Below are 20,820 nucleotides of genomic sequence, written 5' to 3' on the forward strand. Positions count from 1 at the left end.
GTCCAGCTTGTGGAATTTCGGTTTCGCACCCTGTGGATAACCTGAGATTGTCGAGGTAGCAGGGGTTCGTCGTCAAGCAATCGCGCACGGCGTGCATAATTGGGCGCATGACTCGATTGTTTGGAACTGATGGTGTCCGCGGTCTCGCGAACGAGACGTTGACTGCCCCGCTCGCGCTGAAACTTGGTGCGGCCGCTGCGACGGTGCTGACGAAGGACCGCCGTTCGGAGAAGCGTCGCCCGGTGGCGCTGATTGGGCGCGACCCGCGCGTTAGCGGCGAGATGCTCGCGGCGGCGATGGCGGCAGGCATGGCGTCGAAGGGCGTCGACGTGCTGCGCGTCGGTGTCATTCCCACGCCTGGCCTGGCGTTTCTTACCGACGACTACGGTGCCGACATCGGCGTCATGATCTCGGCGTCGCACAACCCGATGCCGGACAACGGCATCAAGTTCTTCTCCGCGGGCGGGCGCAAACTGCCTGACAACATCGAGGATGAAATCGAGCGCACGATGGCGGCGCTGGAGGATACCGGCCCGACGGGCACCAGCATCGGCCGTGTGATCGAGGAGGCGTCGGACGCGCAGGAGCGCTACCTCGCCCACCTCAAGGAGGCGGTCAGCGCGGATCTTTCCGGCATCAAGGTGGTCGTCGACTGCGCGAACGGCGCCGCATCCGAGGTAGCGCCGATGGCGTACGCTGCGGCGGGCGCGACGGTAACCGCGATCCACAACACGCCGAACGCATACAACATCAACGACGGCTCCGGCTCCACGCATATGGACCAGATCCAGGCGGCCGTCGTCGAGCACGGCGCGGACCTCGGCCTCGCCCACGACGGCGACGCCGACCGCTGCCTGGCGGTGGATGCGCACGGCAACATCGTCGATGGTGACCAGATTATGGCGGTGCTGGCCACTGCGATGCGCGATTCGAACTCGCTGAAGGCGAACACGCTCGTCGCTACGGTGATGAGCAACCTGGGGCTGAAGCAGGCGATGAAACGCGAAGGCATCGAGATGCGCGAGACGAAGGTTGGCGACCGCTACGTGCTCGAGGAGCTAGAGCGCGGCGACTTCTCCCTCGGCGGCGAGCAGTCCGGTCACATCGTGGTCCCGGAGCACGCCACCACCGGCGACGGCGTACTCTCCGGCCTGCTGCTCATGGCGCGCATGGCGGAGACGGGCAAGTCGCTCGAGGAACTCGCGCGCGTGATGACGGTGCTGCCGCAGACCCTGATCAACGTGCCGGTGTCCGACAAGTCGCGCATTCTTGACGACGACTCCGTGCGCGCTGCGATCAGCGAAGCCGAAGCCGAACTCTGCGAGTCGGGCCGCGTGCTGCTGCGCCCGTCGGGCACCGAGGAGCTCTTCCGTGTGATGGTGGAGGCGGCCGAGGAGGAGCAGGCCCGGAAGGTGGCGGGCCAGCTCGCGGCGGTCGTCGCTGCGGTGTAGCCGCAAAAGTTTTTCGCCCCGGCATGGAACCGCCGGGGCTCTTGGGGAGTCTAACTAGGTAGGAAACTTGTTGGACTGCAATCCTTTCGGGGGTGGGGGAAATGACTCAAAAAGGGCTCGACATCGACGTCGACGCTGTTCGGACGCACTACGTCGACGCCATCGAGGCGTATCGGAGCGCGGTACGTGATTTGGACGCGCGGCGCGTCGAGGTGGCGCCGTCGTCGTTTGGCGCCGGCTTTACCGACCAGGGCCGCCGCATCGCGGATGCACTCGATGCGCTGCACGTGACGTCGCGGCGGTTTTTGGAGGCGCGCAGTGACAACTGGGAGCGCGTGCTTTCGCTTGCCGACGACACCGCCGCCGCCGACTCCACAGCCGCCGAAATGCTGGGAGGGGTGGGTGAGCTGTGATCCCCGCAGTGCAAGACATCGCTGAGGCCGTAGACGCCGCCCCGGACGTGCCGGAGCGCCAGCGCGACGAGGTCCGCGGGCTGGCCGGGGACCTGATCAAGGAGGCTTCCTGCGTCGACGGGCTGGACGTGTCGCTGTTCGCAGAGGCCGGCCTCCAGCTCGGATGCGGGTGCGAGCGGCCGGACACGCCGGCACGCACGTGCTCTGCCGACGACAGCGCCTGGTTCGACGAGGTGGGTATCCGTTCGCGCGAGCAGCGCGACGAGACGCGGGAGACCGAGTTCTTCGAGCAGGTCGCGCAGGTCGGTCAACGCATCGGCGAGTGCTCGAGTGCGATTGAACAGGTGGTGCACTCGGCGGAGATGGCGGTCGGCGCGGTGCTCGAGCCGGCGCAGCGCATGTTCGACCTTGCGCAGCGCTGCGGCATCAAGCAGCTCATTGAGCCGGCCGTGGAGGTCATCATCGAGGCGCTGCGGTGCGCGAAGCAGACCACCACCGACCGCAACAGTGTGATCGCTAACTGCTTGGATGTCGTCGCGGAGTGCGCCGGGGAAGCGTCAGCACCCCAGCCCGCGCCGCCGGTGGAGATCGACCGGGCGAAGGTCGCAAGCTCGTCGGTGGGCACCGCCGCGGCCGGACTGAATCTCTCGGTCGACGTGGGGTTGAAGTTAGGCCTTGACCTGGACGTGGCGCTGGATTGCGATGCGGTGGGGGCCGAACAGGAGTGCCCGCCACCGGCACCAGAGCCAGAACCGGCACCGGAACCTGCGTCCGCACCTGAGACGCCGACTGGCGACGGCGTGATCGCCCCGCCGCCGGAACTGTCGCAGGTGGAGGAGCCTGCACCGCCGCCGAAGAAGTTGCAGAACCTAGATACCCAGGCGGCGTCGATCGGCGGGGACGATCCAGTTGCGGGCGACGGCGTGGCGGGGCAAGATCCCTGGGGGATAAAGAAAACGGGGGAGTGGTAAGCGATGGATTTTGAAGAATTCGTCATCCAGTACCAGCGCAGGACCGAAAAACGCATGGCCGATTTCGAGGCCATGATGCGCGAAACGCAGGTGAAGATGGAAAAGGCGGCGCAGCATCACGCCCGCGCACGCGAGACGTTGGAGCGGCCAAAGCCGGTCGCGCCGCGCGGGGACTACACGTTGGAGCGCTCGCGGGTGTCCGCCGCCCAGCGCGCGAAGCGGGCCCAGGTGCGCGCCGTGCTGCAAAGCCGCGCCCGCGGGACGCAGGCGGAGGAAGCCTAGAACAGGGAGAAGCCGGCGTTGTCGCGGGTCAGTCCGGCGGCCTTGACCAGCTTCTCGCCGGACAGGGATTCCACGCCGGAGCCTGCGGCCTCGGGGTCGGTGTAGCCGGCGTAGGTGTTGTCGTCGTCAAGCACCGCGAGCAGGTAGCCCACGAGCAGGCCGCGGACGGTCTCTTGCAGGGCGCGGTCGGACTTGCCCAGGCCGAGGACGCGCTTGATCATGCCGTCTTCGGAGAAGCTTTGCTGGTCGCCCTTTTTCGGTGCGCGGTAGACCACGTCGCCAGCCCAGTTGTAGGCGAGCTTTGCCGGGTTGCCCGGGTCGAACAGCGCGTCGCCGTCCTCGCCGGGGCCGACGACCATGCCGGGGATGAACAGGGTGCGCGCGGCCTCCACAGCGGACGGGGCGACGTTGGCCGGGTACACGGACGCCACGGTCTTGACCTTCTCGTTGTCCACCGCGGCGAGCGCTGCCGCGCCGCCGCCCATGCCGTGGCCGACGATGCCGAGCTTGCTCGGGGCGACCGAGATGTTGCCGTTGCCCAAACGCACGCCGGCGAGGATCTGCAGGCTGGTCTCTAAATCGGCCGCGAAGCCCCGGTGGTCCGGGCGGAAGCCGGTTTCGGTGTCCGGCGCGGCCACGGCGATGCCCCAGCTGGCCAGGTGGCGCAGGGTGCCGTGGTAGTCGTCGACCTTTTTCATCCAGTCGTGGCCGAAGGCGATGCCAGGCAGGTTTTTGCCCTCGGCGGGGGTGTACACCTTGCCGGGCAGGCCGGTGTAGCCCAAGTCGCCTTCGAGGACGCGGTGCGGGCCGCGCTTGGACAGGTCGGAAAGTTTCTTTAGCTTCGCAGACACGCCGACGATCCTACTGTATTTGCGCGTTGGACTATCGTGAGTCCGTCATTGCACGCGACGACGGTTAAGGAGGCGGCGATGGGCGGTGCGTTGCAGCTCGCGTTCGTCGATTCGGTGAACCTTCTGCTCATCGGCGTCATCGTGGCGGTCGGCGTCGCCGTGCCGCGCGGCAGCGGCCGCTACGGCAAGACCACCGCGCTGCTCATCGCCGGCGACTGGCTTGGCGTGGCTGGTCTTGCGCTGCTCATGCTCGTCATTTTCGACGGCCTGGGCGAGGCGGTCGAGCGCTTTGTCAACGGCCCCATCTTCGGCGTGCTGCTCATCGCAACCGGCGTGCTCACGGCGGTGCTCGCCATGCGCGGCGGCGACAACCAGGCCCTGACTCAGCGCATCATGCGGCAGTTGAACACCCCAGGACCACTGACGGTTGTGACCGGCCTTGTGCTGGGGCTTGTGCAGTCGGCGACGTCGGCGCCGTTTTACGGCGGGCTCGCCCTGCTGTCGGCATCCGGGGTGGAGCAGTCGGTGCGCTACGCGGCGATTCCGCTCTACGCCTCGGTCGCACTGTCGCTGCCGACACTGTGTGCGTTTTTGGTCGCCCTCGTGCGCGCGAAACCGAACAGTGCGGCCGGCCGCGGCTTCGCGTGGGCGCGGGAGCACCCGCAGCAGGTCACCGCGGCGGCCACGTGGGCGGTGGCGGCGCTGCTGACGGTCCTTGGTGTCATCCACCTGATCTAGGTCGTGCACAATAGGGCCATGTTTCCACTGCGCACCACGATTGACCTCGGCGCGATCGCGCACAACACCCGTTTACTCGCCGAGCAGGCCGGCGATGCGACACTGATGTGCGTGATCAAGGCCGACGCGTACAACCACGGCGTGGAGCGCTGCGTGCCCGTGATGGAATCCAACGGCGCCGACGCGTTTGGCGTGGCCACCCTCGGCGAGGCCCGCCGCATCCGCGAGCTCACCGACAAGCCGGTGCTCGCCTGGCTGTGGAGTATCGGCGAGGAGATCCCGGACGGCATCCACGTGGGCGTTCCCACCACCGAGCACTTGCAGGTGCTTATCGACGACCCCACGCCCCGCACCGTCTACCTCATGGTGGATACCGGCATGCACCGCTCCGGCATCGACGAGGCGCAATGGGCCGATGCTTTTCGACGAGCCCGCGAGGCCGAACAGCGCGGTCAGATCGAAGTCGCCGGCCTGATGAGCCACCTGGCCTGCGCCGACAACCCGCTCGACCCGTACACCGACGCGCAGGCGGACGCGTTCCGCCGGGCGATCGCCGCCGCCCGCAAGGCAGGGCTTGCGGTGCCCTGCAACCACATCGCCAACTCACCGGCCACCTGGACGCGCGAGGACCTGCACTTTGACATGGTCCGTCCCGGGGTGAGCCTGTACGGCCTAGAGCCGGTCGGGGGCCTGGAACACGGACTCAAACCCGCGATGACGTGGACCGGTCAAGTCGTTGCGGTCAAACCGATGAAGCAGGGCGAGCCGACAAGTTACGCCCGCACCTGGGAGGCGCCCGAGGACGGCTTTACCGCGGTGGTGCCGGTGGGCTACGCCGACGGGGTGCACCGCAGCTGGCAGGGCGCGCTCGAGATCACCATCGGCGACCAGACGTATCAGCAGGTGGGGCGTGTGAGTATGGACCAGATCGTGATCTGGCTCGGCGACAACGCCGCTGGCGTCAAGGCCGGCGACGAGGCCATCATCTTCGGCGCTGGCGGCCGCAGCGCGACCGACCTGGCGAAGGCCGCCGGCACCATCAACTACGAGGTGGTCTGCGCGCCGGGCGGGCGCACCCACCGCACCTACACGGGGGAGGAGAGCTAGGTGAAAGACACGGTTGCGCGTGAAGGTCGGCGGGTGTGTGAGGGGGTCGTCGATACGCAAGAGCTCGGCGCAGAGCTGGGGGCGGCGTTTGAAGCGGGTGACGTGGTGATCCTGGACGGCCCGCTCGGCGCAGGGAAAACCACGTTCACCCAGGGCGTCGCGCGCGGAATGCAGGTCAAAGGCCGGGTGACCAGCCCGACGTTTGTCATCGCGCGCCAGCACGCCTCCACCGTCGGCGGCCCAGCGCTTGTGCACGTCGACGCCTACCGGCTTGGCGACGACCCGCTCGGCGAACTCGACGCGCTCGACCTGGATACGGACTTGGAGGACGCGGTCGTCGTCGCGGAGTGGGGTGAGGGTCTGATGGAGCAGTTGGGCGGCAGTCACATCCTGATCACGTTGGACCGAGAAACGCTCGCGGCAACGGAGGGGCGCATTATCTCCTGGCGTGTCGTGGACGGGATGTAGGCTTAACCGCATGCTGAAGACGACAAGCAAAGCCCGTGGTTGGATCATTCTCGCGGCGGTGTTGTGGTTGGTCATCCTCGCCGCCATCATCTTCATTCCGCTCTCCCGTGGTTCTGAGGCGTACAACGAGGTCAAGCCGACGAACTCGCTGACGAAGTCGCTGCTGCAGACCCGCCCCGGCGGCGACGCGGTGGCAGCGCAGTTGGTGGACCCGGCGAAGGTGTACGACCCGGAGGCCTACCTCGGCTACACCACCCTGTGCCCTGGTGAGCCGGCCGAGTTGGTGGACGCGAAGAAGCAGGCCTTCGAGCTTGCCGACGAGGACGTGAACCTCGACGGCGAATTGGGCTACGTCCTGCTCATCCCGGCACAGGGCGACGCCGCCACCATCGACCCGGTCGACCTGGACAAGGTGGATATCTGCACCGTGCCGCAGTCGGAGACGTTCCCGCTGAACACGGCGATGCCGTTCCACGTCGACCAGGGCCGCTGGGTGCTTGGGATGGGCCAGTAATGCTTGTCCTCGCCATCGACACGGCGACCACTGACCTGGTCGCCGGCGTCGTGGACACCGCCACTGGTGACACGCTCGCCGAGGCAGTCACGGCGACCCGCGCGCACAACGAGCAGTTGGTGCCCACGGTGCAGTCGCTTCTCGACGACACCGGCCGCACCTTCGCTGACCTCGGCGCGATCGTCGTCGGTTGCGGGCCCGGGCCGTTTACGGGCCTGCGCGTCGGTATGGCCACCGCGTCCGCGCTCGGCCAGGCGCTTTCCATCCCGGTGCACGGGGTGTGCACCCACGACGCGGTGGGCGCAGGCCTTGCCGGGGACGCGCTCGTGGTCACGGATGCGCGCCGCCGCGAGGTGTACTGGGCGCGCTACACCGACGGCGCCCGTGTTGCCGGGCCTGAGGTGTGCAAGCCGGCGGACCTGCCGGTAGATGCGGTCGACGTGCTGAGTGTGCCCGACAACATCGAGGTCGCGGTCGACGCCGCTGAGAGCACCTACCAGGCGCCGCAGCCTGCGGGACTGGTGGCCGTAGCGCGCCTCGACCAGGCACCGGAGCCACTCGTGCCGTTGTATCTGCGCCGCCCGGATGCGGTGCCGCCGAAGCAGGCGCCGAAGTCGCCCGCGCTGCCATGACGGCGTTTCGGGAACTCACGCTTGCCGACGCCCCCGCGGCCGCCGCGATCGAAGCCGTCTTATTCGCCGGCGACAGCCCGTGGTCCGAGGCCGCGTTCCGTTCCGAGATCGGCGCGCCCTACACGTTTTACCTCGGCGCGTTCGACGGCGCGAACATGCTCGGGTACGCGGGCCTTGCCGTGCTGGGCCCGCGCGACGACCCCGAGTTCGAGGTCCACACCATCGGTGTTGCGCCCGCACAGCAGGGCAGGGGACTCGGCCGCGCGCTGATGGACCAGATGATGCATACCGCGGACCTGCTCGACGGGCCGGTGTATCTCGAGGTGCGCGTGGATAACGCCGCTGCGATCGCGTTGTACGAGGACTTCGGGTTTTTCACCGCCGGTGTGCGCAAGAACTACTATCAGGCCTCCGGGATGGACGCGTACACGATGACGCGCCCGCGCAAGAGCGAAAGGACTGCAGAGCAATGATCGTCTTAGGCGTTGAGTCCTCGTGCGACGAAACCGGCGTGGGCATTATCGAGCTTCACGAAGACGGCACGATGGACATCCTCGCCGATGTCGTCGCCTCCTCCATGGAGCAGCACGCCCGCTTCGGCGGCGTGGTGCCGGAGATCGCCTCGCGCGCGCACCTGGAGTCGATGCCGCAGGTGATGGAGAAGGCGCTGGCGGATGCGGGGATTGAGAAGCCGGACGCCGTCGCGGCCACGATCGGGCCGGGCCTGGCGGGCGCACTGCTCGTCGGCGCCTCGGCGGCGAAGGCGTATGCCGCGGCTTGGGGCGTGCCGTTTTACGGCGTGAACCACTTGGGCGGGCATGTCGCGGTGGCGAACCTCGACGGCGACCCGCTGCCGCACTCCATCGCGCTGCTGGTCTCCGGCGGGCACACCCAGATCCTCGAGGTCGATGCCGTGGGCAAACCGATGAAGGAACTGGGCACCACGCTTGACGACGCCGCCGGCGAGGCCTACGACAAAGTCGCCCGTCTGCTCGGGTTGGGGTATCCGGGTGGGCCGGTCGTCGATAAGCTAGCGGCGCAGGGGAACCCTCAGGCCGTGCGTTTCCCACGGGCCCTGTCGCGCGCGGAGGACCTGCGCGGCGAGCACCGCTACAACTTCTCGTTTTCGGGCTTAAAAACCGCGGTCGCGCGCCACGTCGAAGCCGCCGAGCGCGACGGCCGCGTGATCTCGCTGGAGAACGTGTGCGCCTCGTTCCAGGAGGCGGTCTGCGACGTGCTCACCGCGAAAGCGGTCATGGCCTGCGAAGACACCGGCGCGAACACGCTGCTGCTCGGCGGTGGTGTGGCAGCGAACAGCCGGTTGCGCGATTTGGCGCAACAGCGTTGCGACGAGCGCGGCATCGAACTGCGCGTACCCCGGTTCAACCTCTGCACCGACAACGGGGTGATGATCGCAGCGCTTGCCGGCCAGTTGATTCATGAGGGCGCGCAGCCGTCCGGATTCGGCGCCGCCACGGACACCTCGCTGGAGGTCGAGGTTCCGCTGGTCTGATTCGCTCGGCGCGCGGGAACGCGTGGTTGCGGATACATTGAGCACCGGTAATCCGCCGTGATGAAAGGAACCTACGTGACCACCGAGCAGTTCAACCAAGATCAGGCCGACCGCGAGCGTTTCGGGTTCCTGGTCAACCCGGATCTGTCGTACAAGCGCATCGTGTTCGACGAGAACTCCGCCCGCGAATTGCTGGGCGGGGTGGCCGACGATGTCGTCGACGTCGCTTTCGATCAGGAGGGCAACCGCTTCCACGCCATCTTCCGCCCGGACGCGCTGGAGCAGGGCGAGGAGCCGAACCCGGTGGCATCGTTGGCGCGCAACACTGCGGAGACCGACAACCCGGAGTTCCTCACCGATCCGACGCGCGCGATTTCCGGCCCGGTCATTTTCGCCTCCCGTGAGGGCCACAGTGTCGACGAGCGCACCATCGACGCCGTTATCCAGGCCATTCGCGCCGTGGAGAACTACCGCACGGACAACGCCGAGGAGTTCGAACTGTGGCGTAACGCGGTGAAAAACCGTTAAACCGCGCCCTTGTTGTTGACTGGCACTCTCGGGGGTAGAGTGCCAAAGCAGGTTGTGTGAAGCACAGTTGTTCACCCGCGACGACGGCTGCGCCTCTTCAGACCTGAACTGTTGAATCATTCACCAATGAAAGGTTTTTGATCATGGCAAACGTCAACATCAAGCCGCTGGAGGACAAGGTCCTCGTCCAGATCGCCGAGGCTGAGACCACCACCGCCTCCGGCCTGGTTATCCCGGATTCTGCCGCTGAGAAGCCGCAGGAGGCCGTCGTCATCGCTGTCGGCCCGGGCCGCCTGGACGACAACGGCAACCGTGTCGCCGTGGACGTCAAGGAGGGCGACACCGTCATCTTCTCCAAGTACGGCGGCACCGAGCTGAAGTACAGCGGCGAGGAGTACCTGCTGCTGTCCGCTCGTGACCTGCTGGCCGTCGTCGAGAAGTAAGCACCGCTATGGCAAAACTCATCGCATTTGATCAGGAAGCTCGCGAGGGCATCCAGCGCGGCGTGGACACGCTCGCCGACGCGGTGAAGGTCACCCTGGGCCCCCGCGGCCGCAACGTTGTGCTGTCGAAGTCCTGGGGTGGGCCGACCGTCACCAACGACGGCGTGACCATCGCGCGAGACATCGACCTCGAGGATCCGTTTGAGAATCTCGGCGCGCAGCTGGTGAAGTCCGTCGCAGTCAAGACGAACGACATCGCCGGCGACGGCACCACCACCGCGACGCTGCTCGCCCAGGCGCTCGTCGCCGAGGGCCTGCGCAACGTCGCAGCCGGCGCGAACCCGATCGAGCTGAACAAGGGCATCCTCGCCGCGGCCGAAAAGACCGTCGAGGAGCTGAAAAACCGCGCCACCGACGTGCAGTCCTCCACCGAGATCGCGAACGTGGCCACCGTGTCGTCTCGCGACCCGGAGGTCGGCGAGATGGTCGCCGGCGCCATGGACAAAGTGGGCAAGGACGGTGTGCTCACCGTCGAGGAGTCCCAGTCCATCGACTCCTACGTGGACCTGACCGAGGGCATCTCCTTTGACAAGGGATTCCTCTCCCCGTACTTCATGACGGATCCGGACGCCGGCCAGGCCGTGCTCGAGGATGCCCGCGTGCTGCTCGTACGCGGCAAGATCTCCTCGCTGCCGGACTTCCTGCCGCTTCTGGAGCAGGTCGCGTCCGAGTCGGTGCCGCTGTTTGTCGTCGCCGAAGACATCGAGGGCGAGGCGCTGCAGGCGCTCGTAGTCAACTCGATCCGCAAGGTGATCAAGGTTGTCGCCGTGAAGTCGCCGTACTTCGGCGAGCGCCGTAAGGCGTTCATGGACGACCTCGCCGTGGTCACCAACGCGACCGTCATCGACCCGGAGGTCGGTGTCAACTTGAAGGACGCCACCCTGGAGCACCTCGGCTCCGCACGTCGCGTGACGACGACGAAGGACGACACCGTCATCGTCGACGGCGCCGGCACCGCCGAGGCAGTGGAGGAGCGCCGCGAGCAGATCCGCCGCGAGATCGCCACCACCGACTCCACCTGGGACAAGGAAAAGGCCGAGGAGCGTCTGGCGAAGCTCTCCGGCGGTGTTGCCGTGCTGCGCGTCGGCGCGGCTACCGAAACCGAGCAGAACGAGCGCAAGCTGCGTGTCGAGGACGCCATCAACGCCGCCCGCGCGGCGGCGGAAGAAGGCATCATCGCAGGCGGCGGTTCAGCGCTCGTGCAGATTGCCAAGCAGCTCGAGGAGTTCGCCGAAGGCTTCGAGGGTGAGCAGAAGATCGGCGTGCTGGCCGTGTCCCGCGCGCTGTCCAAGCCCGCCTTCTGGATCGCCGACAACGCCGGCCTCGACGGCGCGGTTGTCGTCTCCAAGGTTGCCGAGATGAGCAACGGTGAGGGCTTCAACGCCGCCACGCTCGAGTACGGCAACCTCATCGAGCAGGGCATCATCGACCCGGTGAAGGTGACCCACAACGCTGTGGTCAACGCGGCGTCGGTGGCCCGCATGGTGCTGACCACGGAGGCGTCCGTGGTGACCAAGCCGGAAGAAGAGGAAGAGGACGGCCACGCCCACTAGGCGTCGTCATCACGCAAAAATGCCCCGCAACGACGGGGCATTTTTTGCTACTTAGCGGAAGCCGCGGCGACCTTCATACCGCCGGCCGCGCCGCGCAGCACGGCGGAGCGTTCGGACTCGCTCATGCCGCCCCAGATGCCGTACGGCTCGGCGACGCGCAGGGCGTGCTCGCGGCACTGGGAGAGCACCGGGCACTCGAAGCAGATGGCCTTGGCTCGGTTCTCGCGCTGGGTGCGGGCGCGGCCACGCTCCCCGTCCGGGTGGTAGAAGATCTCGGACGCCTCCCCCCGGCACGCGCTGTGCAGCTGCCAGTCCCAAAAGTCGGCGTTCGGCCCGGGGAGTTGATGCGGCAAAGACATTGAGGAGAGCTCCTTGTGGGTGATCTCGGACGTGTAACCGACAAGCAGTGTGGACGCGTTGGGTTAACGCCGGGTTGCCCGTGAGTTACCGCATCGTTTACAAACGTCAAAAGGCGTGAAAATATATCGCGCACGCTGCGTGTACCTCGATGGTTACGGGAGGGTGAATTCCTGGCAAAACATCGGTGTCGCGTTGGAACCAGCCGGTGCGTTTATAGTGTTTGCTTGTGAATGCCAACCCCAGCGCAGAACCTGGCGACGGCGAGGACGAACTCGCCGCGCTCGTTCCGCATGCCGCGGCGGGGGACCAGCGGGCGCTTAAGCGCATCATCGCGGTCGTCCATCCGCGCGTGCTGCGGTACTGTCGCGCGCGCATCGGCGGCGGCCGGATGCCCACCGCGGAGGATGTCGCCCAGGAGATCTGCCTAGCGGTGGCCACCTCCATTGACCGCTACGTGGACACCGGCCGGCCGTTTATGGCGTTCGTCTACGGCATCGCGTTCAACAAGGTGGCGGACGCGCACCGCAGTATGGTGCGCGATAAGACGACACCGACGGACGAGGTGCCTGAGCACGAGGTTTCCGCGTTCACGCCGGAGGACGCGGCGCTGGTAACTGCGGGAAGTAACGAAGTGCGCCAACTTCTCGATTCATTAAATGACAAGGCCCGCGACATCATCATCCTGCGGGTATTCGTGGGCCTCTCGGCGGAAGAAACGGCAGAAGTGGTGGGCAGTACACCTGGTGCAGTGCGCGTGGCGCAGCACCGTGCGCTGGCCAAGTTACGGGAGAAGTTGGAAGGAGGTCATTCGGGCGATGAAGCGTGAATTCGGCGAAGCGTTTCCGGATGATTACGCGCGCGATGACGCACTTATCGACGAGTTGGCGCGCGGGGTGGACCCCAGCGGCGGCACCGACCCGCTCGCGGCGGCGCTGCTCGCGCTGAAAGACGACGTCGACCGTCCGATGCCGGCGCCGCCTGCGGTTGTGCAGGAACCGGCGACGGTGGCCTCCCTTGACCAGGCCCGCGCGCGCCGTCGCCCCACCTCCAACCCATGGGTTGCCGGTCTGGTCGGCGCGGCTGCCGCGTCGACGGTCATCTTGGGCACCGGTGCCGCGGTGCTCAGCGCGGAAAACTCGTCGAACGAGACGACGATGGTGGAACTTGCGACCACGCTCGACGAGTTGGAAGCGGCCAACGAAAGCGGCGATGAGGCCGCGGCTCGCGAACTGCTCGAGCAGGCGCGTGGTCTGCTGGCAAACATCAAGATCCGCGAGTCGCGCCACGGTGGCGCCCACGCCACCCCGGCGCCGCGCACGGTGACCGCGACGACCACCGTGAGCGAGGTGCCCGAGGTGACAACGCGGCCGCACGAGCAGCCGAGCAGCCCAGCCCCGGCCAACCCGGCGCCGGGCACCGTAGCGTCGCAGCAGCCTTCGGCACAGCAGCCTACGCCGCAACCGAGCGCTGCCCAATCCAGCCCGGTGCCGTCCAGTGCGGTCCAGTCGAGTTCGCGGCAGTCCAGCCCGGCACCGAGCGCGACATCTCCAGCGACCGCGCCGCAGCCAAGCGAGCAGCAGCCGGCGCCGGATCAGACGGCGGTGGAGTACGGCGGCAACCGTGTGCCGTCGGCTGCCGAGGGTGCGCCTCAGCAGGGGGCGGCTGGGGCCGACATGGGGTCGTCGGCAAGCGGAATGCTCTAGCGGCCCTCGAGCCCGTCGAGGTAGCCCATCGCGTAATCCCACGGCACGTAGGCGTCGATGTTCGGCTCGGCGCTCGGCTCGTGGACCGGCGGTAACTCGCCGTTGAGCGTTGCGATCATGTTCTGCTCCATGATCTCCCAGTCGTAATAGTGCAACTGGTCGCAATCCTCGCAGAGGAAGTGGATGCCCAAAATTCCGCGCGGCTTGAGCAAGCGCTTCGCGTCGCGGACATGGGAAAGGTCCTGGATGACGGCGACGCGCTCCTGGGCGGATAGGGGCTCCACAACCTCATCGTCGTCGATGAAGGAGGCTGGATCGTTGGGGTCGTCCGCGAACGGATCCAGCGGCATCATGTCGTCGAAATTCACGCCCCTCAGCCTATTAAGCCCCCGCAGACAAGGCCAATCCCGCCCCAATCCCCGCATAGACCGCGTTTTGCGCGACGTTATATCATTGCGGAAAACATCCGCGCGGGAGAGGAGAACTTGTCGATGTCTGAGGCACGTGTATGGACTGGTGGAGACGATCCCGACAAGGTCGCGTTGCGGGGGCTGACGTTCGACGACGTTTTGCTGCTGCCGGCCGAGTCCCACATTGTCCCGTCTGAGGTGAGCACGGAGTCGCAGTTCACCCGCAACATCCGTCTCGGCATGCCGATCATTTCGGCCGCGATGGACACCGTCACTGAGTCGCGCATGGCTATCGCGATGGCGCGCCAGGGCGGAATCGGCGTGCTGCACCGCAACTTGAGCGCTCAGGACCAGGCCGAGCACGTGGACGTGGTGAAGCGCTCCGAGTCCGGCATGGTGACCAACCCGGTTACCGCAACCCCGGACATGACGCTTGACGACGTCGACGCGCTCTGCGCCCGCTTCCGCATCTCCGGTCTTCCGGTGGTCGACGACAATGAGCGTCTGGTTGGCATCATCACCAACCGCGACATGCGCTTCGAGCCGGACTTCGGCCGTAAGGTCGCCGAGGTCATGACCCCGATGCCGCTCGTCGTGGCGGAAGAGGGCGTGGACAAGCAGGAAGCACTTGCGCTGCTGTCGTCTAACAAGGTGGAGAAGCTGCCGATCGTCACCGCCGAGGGCAAGCTCGCGGGCCTGATTACCGTGAAGGACTTCGTGAAGAGCGAGCAGTACCCGAACGCGTCCAAGGACGCCGACGGCCGCCTGCTCGTCGCCGCAGGTGTGGGCACCGGCGAGGACGCGTTCGAGCGCGCCGGCTTGCTCGTCGAGGCGGGTGTTGACGCGCTCGTCGTCGACTCCGCGCACGCCCACAACAACCGCGTGCTCGAGATGGTCTCGCGCGTGAAGAAGGACTTCGGTGACCGTGTCGACGTCGTCGGCGGCAACCTGGCCACCCGCAGCGCCGCGAAGGCGATGATCGACGCCGGCGCCGACGCCATCAAGGTCGGCATCGGCCCAGGCTCCATCTGCACCACCCGCGTCGTCGCAGGTGTGGGCGCGCCGCAGATTACCTCCATCCTCGAAGCGTCCGTGCCAGCAAAGGCCGCGGGCGTGCCGATCATCGCCGACGGCGGTATGCAGTTCTCCGGCGACGTGGCCAAGGCCCTGGCCGCCGGCGCGTCGACCGTCATGCTCGGCTCCATGCTCGCAGGCACCGCCGAGGCCCCGGGCGACATCGTCGTCGTGGGCGGCAAGCAGTACAAGCGCTACCGCGGCATGGGCTCGATGGGTGCCATGCAGGGCCGCGGCCTGACGGGGGAGAAGCGCTCCTTCTCCAAGGACCGCTACTTCCAGGCCGACGTGACTAGCGAGGACAAGCTGGTGCCGGAAGGTGTCGAGGGCCGCGTGCCGTTCCGTGGCGAGCTCGATTCCATCACCCACCAAATCGTCGGAGGCCTGCGCGCGGCCATGGGCTACACCGGCGCTTCCTCAATCGAGGAGCTGCAGACCAAGCAGTTCGTTCAAATCACCGCTGCCGGCCTGCGCGAGTCCCACCCGCACGACATCACGCAGACCGTCGAGGCACCGAACTACCGCCAGTAGAGGACCAGCATGCGCGACTACGTGGAAATTGGCATCGGCCGCGAGGCCCGCAAGGCCTACGACCTAGGCGACCTTTCGATCGTGCCCAAGCGGCGCACCCGTTCCTCGCAGGACGTGGACACCACTTGGAACATCGACGCCTACACCTTCGATATCCCGCTCGTGTCCCATCCGACCGACGCTCTGGCCAGCCCCGAGTTCGTCATCGAGATGGGCAAACAGGGCGGCCTCGGCGTGATCGACGCCGAAGGGCTGTGGGGCCGGCACGCCGACTTCGAGGCCGCGGTGAAGAAGGTCGTGGACTCGTGCCAGGACCACTGGGGCATCGACTCGGAGGAGAAGTACCAGGAGTTCGTCGACTCTGGTGAGCGCTCCTTGCGCACCCTGCAGGAGCTACATGCCGCGGATCTGGATACCGATCTGCTTTCCGAGCGCATCGCGCAGGTGCGCGACTCCGGTGTGACCGTCGCTGTGCGGGTCAGCCCGCAGAACGCGCGCGAGTTGGCCCCGGTTGTCATTGCGGCTGGTGCGGAGATCCTGTTCATCCAGGGCTCCATCATCTCCGCCGAACACGTGCAGCAGGGTGGTGAGCCGCTGAACCTGAAGGAGTTCGTCGGCTCACTGGACGTGCCGGTGATCGCGGGCGGGGTGTACGACTACTCCACGGCAACCCACCTGATGCGCTCCGGAGTGGCCGGCGTGATTGTGGGCTCTGGTTCCTCGAGCACCGTGGTGAATGTCCCGGCTGCGACGGCTATCGCAGATGTGGCGGCCGCCCGCCGCGACTACCTGGATGAGACTGGCGGACGCTACGTGCATGTTCTCGCGGATGTGCCCATCTGGGACGCTGACAGCATCGCTCTTGCTATCGCGTGCGGCGCGGATGCTGTCATGCTCGGCCGCAACTTGGCGCAGGCGTCTGAAGCAGCGGCGAACGGCGTGTACTGGGAGGCACAGGCCGCCCACCCCCGCTTCCCTCGCGGTGATGTGAGCAAGGATCCGGTTGTCAGCACCGACACCGCACTGGAGACGGTGTTGTTCGGCCCGTCGAGCGTTCCGTACGGTGGGCTCAACATTGTCGGAGGTCTGAAGAGAATGATGGCAAAGTGTGGGTATACTGACATCAAAGCTTTCCAGAAAGCCGACTTGGCAATCCGCGACTAAGAAACTGGATGAATTCGACCTATGCCTAGCCGTGTAACCATTCTTCGCGACGCCCCCAAAGGGCCATCCCACGAAGTTGATGTCAACGACATCTTCTTTTCGGTGACCGATGCGAAGGGTGTGATGACTCATGTGAACAACGTGTTCATCGACTACGCGCAGTATTCGGCCGAAGAAATGATCGGGAAGCCCCACAATCTCATCCGTCACGATGAGATGCCGGGAGCGACGTTCAAGTTGATGTGGGACACGATCGAGGACGGTCGCCCATTCGCCGGGTACGTGCGCAACAGGGCAAAGAGCGGCTCTGCTTACGACGTGCTCGCCACTGTGACTCCGCTGCCGAACGGTGGCTACCTGTCTGTGCGTACCCGTCCGATGACGGACGCCTTCGCCGCGGCCGGTGAACTGTACCAAGAGGCTAACGCCGTTGAGCACGAGGCGAAGGCGAACGGCGTGGGCCGCCGCGAGCGCGCCGTCGCCGGCGCCGAGAAGTTGGCTGAGCTGCTGCCGGACTACGATGCGTTCATCCGCGAAGTGCTGCCTAACGAGGTGCAGGCGCGCGAGGACGCCGGCTTCACGCTGCCGGAGGGCTCCGGCGATATTTACGACGCCGCCTCCGCCCTCTACCGCGAGCTGGACACCTTCATGACCACCCAGACGGAGATTAAGGAAGCCGCAGAGGAGCTCCGCAAGGCGAGTGAAACGCTCGTCGAGGAGAACGCGGTGACCAACAACGTCAAGGCCGAGATGGAAAACGTGGTCACCGAGGGCGCTTCCCGCACGCTGCTGCTCGCTCCGCTGCAGGTGTGGGCGACGATGCGTGGCATTATCGACGAAAACGCGCAGTCGCTCGCCGAGGTCGCCGAGGAGCTCTTCGCCAAGACCGCGAACGCGCGTATGGCGATCGCTCTTGCGCGCCTCCACACCGCGCAGACCGCGCAATTCTCCACCGAGTCGGGTGCGCTGGAATCGATGCAGTTGCTTGTCGACGCCCTCGAGGAGGACGTGCGCCACATGGACGACGCCGTGTTCCTGCACTCGTCGTTCCGTCGTCGTGTGGAGCTGAAGGTCAACTCGATTTCCGAGCTGACGAAGATTCCGCTGGAGATGATTCGCCGCTGGTCGCAGAACACCAACGAGTCTGCGATGGGTGAGGAAGTCACCCCGCTCGTCGAGCAGGTCAACAAGGCGATGGAGGCCGCGGACGCGTCGATTGCGCAGCTGCAGCGCTCCGCCGAGAAGCTTGCGCAGGCCCCGTCGACCGACGAGGTGCGCGCAGCCCTCGACCGGCTCAGCGCCGCGGTGCGCTAGAGGCGCCCTAGCCTGATTGACCGAGCGGCGACGGTTTTTTAGCTGTCAGGGTTCGGTCAGCTACTATTTGGCGCTGTGACTACCGCTCAAACACGCCCTGTTCTTGTCGTTGATTTTGGTGCGCAGTACGCGCAGTTGATCGCCCGCCGTGTGCGCGAGGCGAACGTGTTCTCTGAGGTCGTGCCGTCGACCATTACCGCCGCTGAGGTCCGGGAGAAGGACCCGCAGGCGCTGGTGCTCTCCGGTGGCCCGTCTTCGGTGTACGCCGAGGATGCTCCGCAGTTGGACCCGGAGATTTTCGAGCTCGGCCTGCCGATTTTCGGCATCTGCTACGGCTTCCAGATCATGACCCAGGCGCTCGGCGGCAAGGTAGCCAAGACCGGTGCGCGTGAGTACGGTCGCACCGCGATGACGGTGAGTGGCGGAGTGCTGCACGCGGGTCTCGACGAGCACCCGGTGTGGATGTCGCACGGCGATTCGGTCACAGAGGCACCGGCAGGTTTCGAGGTCACCTCCTCGACCCCGGGCGCGCCAGTGGCGGCGTTCGAGGACACCTCCCGCAAGTTCGCCGGCGTGCAGTACCACCCGGAGGTGATGCACTCGCCGCACGGCCAGGAGGTGCTCACCCGCTTCCTCACCGAGATCGCCGGGCTGGAGCAAAACTGGACCGCGTCCAACATCGCGGAGCAGCTTATCGACGACGTCCGCAACCAAGTCGGCGACGGCCACGCCATTTGCGGTCTGTCCGGCGGTGTCGACTCTGCCGTGGCAGCAGCGCTCGTGCAGCGCGCCATCGGCGACCGGCTCACCTGCGTGTTTGTGGACCACGGCCTGCTGCGTCAGGGCGAGCGCGAGCAGGTGGAAAACGACTTCGTCGCAGCCACCGGCGCGAAGCTGGTCACAGTCGACGAGCGCAAGGCGTTTTTGGACAAACTGTCGGGCGTGACGGAGCCGGAGGCGAAGCGAAAGGCCATCGGCGCGGAGTTCATCCGCTCCTTCGAGCGCGCCGTCGCCGGTGTGCTCGAGGGCCAGCAGGTGGACTACCTGGTTCAGGGCACCCTCTACCCGGATGTGGTGGAGTCCGGCGGCGGCACCGGCACCGCGAACATCAAGAGCCACCACAACGTCGGCGGCCTGCCGGACGACGTGGAGTTCGAGCTGGTCGAGCCGCTGCGTCTTCTGTTCAAGGACGAGGTCCGCGCGGTCGGCCGCGAGTTGGGCCTGCCGGAGGAGATTGTGAACCGCCAGCCGTTCCCGGGCCCGGGCTTGGGTATCCGCATCATCGGCGAGGTCACCGAGGAGCGCCTGGAGACCCTGCGCGCCGCCGACGCCATTGCCCGCGAGGAGCTGACCAAGGCCGGCCTGGACGAGCAGATCTGGCAGTGCCCGGTCGTGCTGCTTGCCGACGTCCGCTCCGTCGGTGTGCAGGGCGACGGCCGCACCTACGGCCACCCGATCGTGCTGCGCCCGGTCGCGTCCGAGGACGCCATGACCGCGGACTGGGTGCGCATCCCGTACGACACCCTCGAAGTGATCTCTACCCGCATCACCAACGAGGTCGCCGACGTCAATCGTGTGGTGCTGGACGTGACGTCCAAGCCGCCGGCCACCATCGAGTGGGAGTAAGTCACTCCCTTGCGCCCGGGTTGTCGCGGGCGTAGAACGCGGACACGGATCCGGCGCGCTGCGTCACGTTGAGCGTGAGCAGTTCGCCGTCTGTGTCCGCGTTTTGCGTGTCGTCGGGGCATGCGGTGTCGCCGAAGGAGACCTTGCAGTTGACGTCGACCGGGACGTTGTCCGGCAGGATGATCTCGACGTTGCCGGCGACGTTGCTGATCTCCACCGTCCGCGGCGTGTCAAGCGGTTCCAGTTCGGACAGGTCGAGGCGTGTTTCCCCGATAAACCCGTCGAGGTCGGGGAGGTGGTCGATGTCCGACACGGTGATATCTGCGCTGCCGAATTTGCCGTAGTTGCCGACCCTCCATTCGCTGATGAACGACAGTGCAACCATGGTCAGTATTGTGAGCACGACCGTGACGGGGATCCAGAACCAGTTACGTTTCTTCGCCTGCTGCGGCGCCGGTTCGCTCGGCTCCGGCAGGTGCCACAGCTCCGGCGCGGCGCCGAGCGGGTCCCAGGCGGGCGGGCGCTGGCCGGGGTGTTCGTGTCCTTCGGGCACCGTCAGGTGGGAGGTGTCCACAGCGGGGCGGTTGCTTGTACGGGCCTCCTCCGGCTCGCCCACCAGCAACCCAGCCGGCGGCTCGGGCTGGCGCTGGTGCAGGAAGTACCAGCCGGCGGCGAAGAGGATGAACGTGACCAGCACTGCCCGCAGATCACCTGCGACGGAAACGGACGGTAGAAACAGGAACAGCCCGAGCAGCAGCCACCAGCCGGTGTCGCGATCCTTTATCTCCGCTGCGGTCAGCTGCTGTTTCGGGGTGATGATCGCGGACCACGGGCTGCGGGTCAGCCCGAAGCGGGGCATATTGATCCAGCACAGCAGGTAAAGAAAGATGCCGCCACCGAACGCGAGCGAGAGCGCGACGAAAACTACGCGGACAAACGTGGGGTCGATGTGGAAGCGGGCGCCAATGCCTTCGCAGACGCCGCCGATGACGGCCTTGCCGCCCTGGTCCTCCGGGATGCGGGGCGGGCGGGTCTCCCACATCTGCGTGAGTGTGTTGTTTTCCATGGCTCCATCCTCCCGCGGGAGCGCGGGCCGCGGTATCGGGAACGACCC

24 protein-coding genes are annotated in these 20,820 nt (G+C 66.5%); 20 read left to right on the forward strand and 4 right to left on the reverse strand.

Annotated features, from left to right (window positions below; genetic code table 11):
• Positions 1-107 precede the first annotated feature (107 nt).
• The 4 genes from glmM (at position 108) to IAU68_RS01915 (ending at position 3,117) form a co-directional block, all read left to right on the forward strand.
• Positions 108-1,451 (forward strand): phosphoglucosamine mutase, encoded by a 1,344-nt coding sequence (glmM, locus tag IAU68_RS01900; protein ID WP_171194307.1) that lies wholly within the window; start codon positions 108-110, stop codon positions 1,449-1,451.
• 101 nt (positions 1,452-1,552) lie between these two features.
• A complete protein-coding gene (locus IAU68_RS01905) occupies positions 1,553-1,864 on the forward strand; it encodes a hypothetical protein (protein ID WP_171194306.1) in 312 nt (103 codons plus the stop codon).
• Positions 1,861-2,835: a hypothetical protein gene (locus tag IAU68_RS01910; protein WP_171194305.1), complete on the forward strand. Its 975-nt coding sequence runs from the start codon at positions 1,861-1,863 to the stop codon at positions 2,833-2,835. The genes IAU68_RS01905 and IAU68_RS01910 overlap by 4 nt, the downstream gene beginning before the upstream one ends.
• A gap of 3 nt (positions 2,836-2,838) precedes the next feature.
• Positions 2,839-3,117, forward strand: a complete 279-nt coding sequence (locus IAU68_RS01915; protein ID WP_171194304.1) for a hypothetical protein — start codon at positions 2,839-2,841, stop codon at positions 3,115-3,117.
• On the opposite strand, the gene IAU68_RS01920 is transcribed toward IAU68_RS01915, so the two are convergent.
• The gene (locus IAU68_RS01920; RefSeq protein ID WP_171194303.1) at positions 3,114-3,968 is read right to left on the reverse strand and encodes a poly(ethylene terephthalate) hydrolase family protein; all 855 of its coding nucleotides are present in this window, start codon (positions 3,966-3,968) and stop codon (positions 3,114-3,116) included. The two genes, IAU68_RS01915 and IAU68_RS01920, sit on opposite strands and share 4 nt — an antisense overlap.
• Positions 3,969-4,046: 78 nt before the next feature.
• Here IAU68_RS01920 and IAU68_RS01925 point away from each other — a divergent pair, with 78 nt between their 5' ends.
• From IAU68_RS01925 to groL, 10 genes are all read left to right on the forward strand, one after another.
• Positions 4,047-4,706 carry a GAP family protein gene (locus IAU68_RS01925; RefSeq protein WP_171194302.1) on the forward strand — a complete coding sequence of 220 codons (660 nt, stop codon included), beginning with the start codon at positions 4,047-4,049 and terminating at the stop codon, positions 4,704-4,706.
• Positions 4,707-4,724: 18 nt separating this feature from the next.
• Entirely contained in the window at positions 4,725-5,813 is a 1,089-nt protein-coding gene (gene alr, locus IAU68_RS01930; RefSeq protein ID WP_171194301.1) for an alanine racemase, read from the forward strand.
• Positions 5,814-6,281 (forward strand): tRNA (adenosine(37)-N6)-threonylcarbamoyltransferase complex ATPase subunit type 1 TsaE, encoded by a 468-nt coding sequence (gene tsaE, locus IAU68_RS01935; protein ID WP_171194300.1) that lies wholly within the window; start codon positions 5,814-5,816, stop codon positions 6,279-6,281.
• A 10-nt stretch (positions 6,282-6,291) separates the two neighbouring features.
• Positions 6,292-6,795 carry a hypothetical protein gene (locus tag IAU68_RS01940; protein WP_171194299.1) on the forward strand — a complete coding sequence of 168 codons (504 nt, stop codon included), beginning with the start codon at positions 6,292-6,294 and terminating at the stop codon, positions 6,793-6,795.
• Positions 6,795-7,427 (forward strand): tRNA (adenosine(37)-N6)-threonylcarbamoyltransferase complex dimerization subunit type 1 TsaB, encoded by a 633-nt coding sequence (tsaB, locus tag IAU68_RS01945; protein WP_171194298.1) that lies wholly within the window; start codon positions 6,795-6,797, stop codon positions 7,425-7,427. Before IAU68_RS01940 ends, tsaB begins: the two co-directional genes overlap by 1 nt.
• Positions 7,424-7,900 carry a ribosomal protein S18-alanine N-acetyltransferase gene (rimI, locus tag IAU68_RS01950; RefSeq protein ID WP_171194297.1) on the forward strand — a complete coding sequence of 159 codons (477 nt, stop codon included), beginning with the start codon at positions 7,424-7,426 and terminating at the stop codon, positions 7,898-7,900. Before tsaB ends, rimI begins: the two co-directional genes overlap by 4 nt.
• On the forward strand, positions 7,897-8,940 hold the full coding sequence (tsaD, locus tag IAU68_RS01955) for a tRNA (adenosine(37)-N6)-threonylcarbamoyltransferase complex transferase subunit TsaD (protein ID WP_171194296.1): 1,044 nt from the start codon (positions 7,897-7,899) through the stop codon (positions 8,938-8,940). The genes rimI and tsaD overlap by 4 nt, the downstream gene beginning before the upstream one ends.
• Before the next feature lie 75 nt (positions 8,941-9,015).
• Positions 9,016-9,468 (forward strand): hypothetical protein, encoded by a 453-nt coding sequence (locus IAU68_RS01960; RefSeq protein WP_171194390.1) that lies wholly within the window; start codon positions 9,016-9,018, stop codon positions 9,466-9,468.
• A gap of 143 nt (positions 9,469-9,611) precedes the next feature.
• Complete coding sequence (gene groES, locus IAU68_RS01965; protein WP_171194295.1) at positions 9,612-9,911, forward strand: co-chaperone GroES; 300 nt, start codon at positions 9,612-9,614, stop codon at positions 9,909-9,911.
• Between the two features lie 8 nt (positions 9,912-9,919).
• Positions 9,920-11,524, forward strand: coding sequence for a chaperonin GroEL (groL, locus tag IAU68_RS01970; protein ID WP_171194294.1), 1,605 nt, complete (start codon positions 9,920-9,922; stop codon positions 11,522-11,524).
• Between the two features lie 47 nt (positions 11,525-11,571).
• Here groL and IAU68_RS01975 read toward each other — a convergent pair whose 3' ends face one another.
• The gene (locus IAU68_RS01975) at positions 11,572-11,883 is read right to left on the reverse strand and encodes a WhiB family transcriptional regulator (protein WP_171194293.1); all 312 of its coding nucleotides are present in this window, start codon (positions 11,881-11,883) and stop codon (positions 11,572-11,574) included.
• Between the two features lie 227 nt (positions 11,884-12,110).
• Between IAU68_RS01975 and IAU68_RS01980 the strand changes: the two genes are divergently transcribed.
• Complete coding sequence (locus tag IAU68_RS01980) at positions 12,111-12,710, forward strand: sigma-70 family RNA polymerase sigma factor (RefSeq protein ID WP_171194292.1); 600 nt, start codon at positions 12,111-12,113, stop codon at positions 12,708-12,710.
• Entirely contained in the window at positions 12,700-13,587 is an 888-nt protein-coding gene (locus tag IAU68_RS01985) for a hypothetical protein (protein WP_171194291.1), read from the forward strand. The genes IAU68_RS01980 and IAU68_RS01985 overlap by 11 nt, the downstream gene beginning before the upstream one ends.
• Here IAU68_RS01985 and IAU68_RS01990 read toward each other — a convergent pair.
• Entirely contained in the window at positions 13,584-13,964 is a 381-nt protein-coding gene (locus IAU68_RS01990; RefSeq protein ID WP_186337537.1) for a DUF5319 domain-containing protein, read from the reverse strand. The two genes, IAU68_RS01985 and IAU68_RS01990, sit on opposite strands and share 4 nt — an antisense overlap.
• Positions 13,965-14,078: 114 nt before the next feature.
• Between IAU68_RS01990 and guaB the strand changes: the two genes are divergently transcribed.
• From guaB to guaA, 4 genes are all read left to right on the forward strand, one after another.
• Complete coding sequence (gene guaB, locus IAU68_RS01995) at positions 14,079-15,602, forward strand: IMP dehydrogenase (protein ID WP_171194289.1); 1,524 nt, start codon at positions 14,079-14,081, stop codon at positions 15,600-15,602.
• Positions 15,603-15,611: 9 nt separating this feature from the next.
• Positions 15,612-16,766 (forward strand): GuaB3 family IMP dehydrogenase-related protein, encoded by a 1,155-nt coding sequence (locus IAU68_RS02000; RefSeq protein WP_171194288.1) that lies wholly within the window; start codon positions 15,612-15,614, stop codon positions 16,764-16,766.
• A gap of 21 nt (positions 16,767-16,787) precedes the next feature.
• Positions 16,788-18,080, forward strand: a complete 1,293-nt coding sequence (locus IAU68_RS02005) for a PAS domain-containing protein (protein ID WP_171194287.1) — start codon at positions 16,788-16,790, stop codon at positions 18,078-18,080.
• Between the two features lie 75 nt (positions 18,081-18,155).
• A complete protein-coding gene (gene guaA, locus IAU68_RS02010) occupies positions 18,156-19,706 on the forward strand; it encodes a glutamine-hydrolyzing GMP synthase (protein WP_171194286.1) in 1,551 nt (516 codons plus the stop codon).
• Between the two features lies 1 nt (position 19,707).
• Here guaA and IAU68_RS02015 read toward each other — a convergent pair whose 3' ends face one another.
• Positions 19,708-20,772: a PspC domain-containing protein gene (locus tag IAU68_RS02015; RefSeq protein WP_171194285.1), complete on the reverse strand. Its 1,065-nt coding sequence runs from the start codon at positions 20,770-20,772 to the stop codon at positions 19,708-19,710.
• Positions 20,773-20,820: the final 48 nt, after the last annotated feature.

Origin of the sequence: Corynebacterium lujinxingii (assembly GCF_014490555.1) — a bacterium.
Classification (GTDB): domain Bacteria; phylum Actinomycetota; class Actinomycetes; order Mycobacteriales; family Mycobacteriaceae; genus Corynebacterium; species Corynebacterium lujinxingii.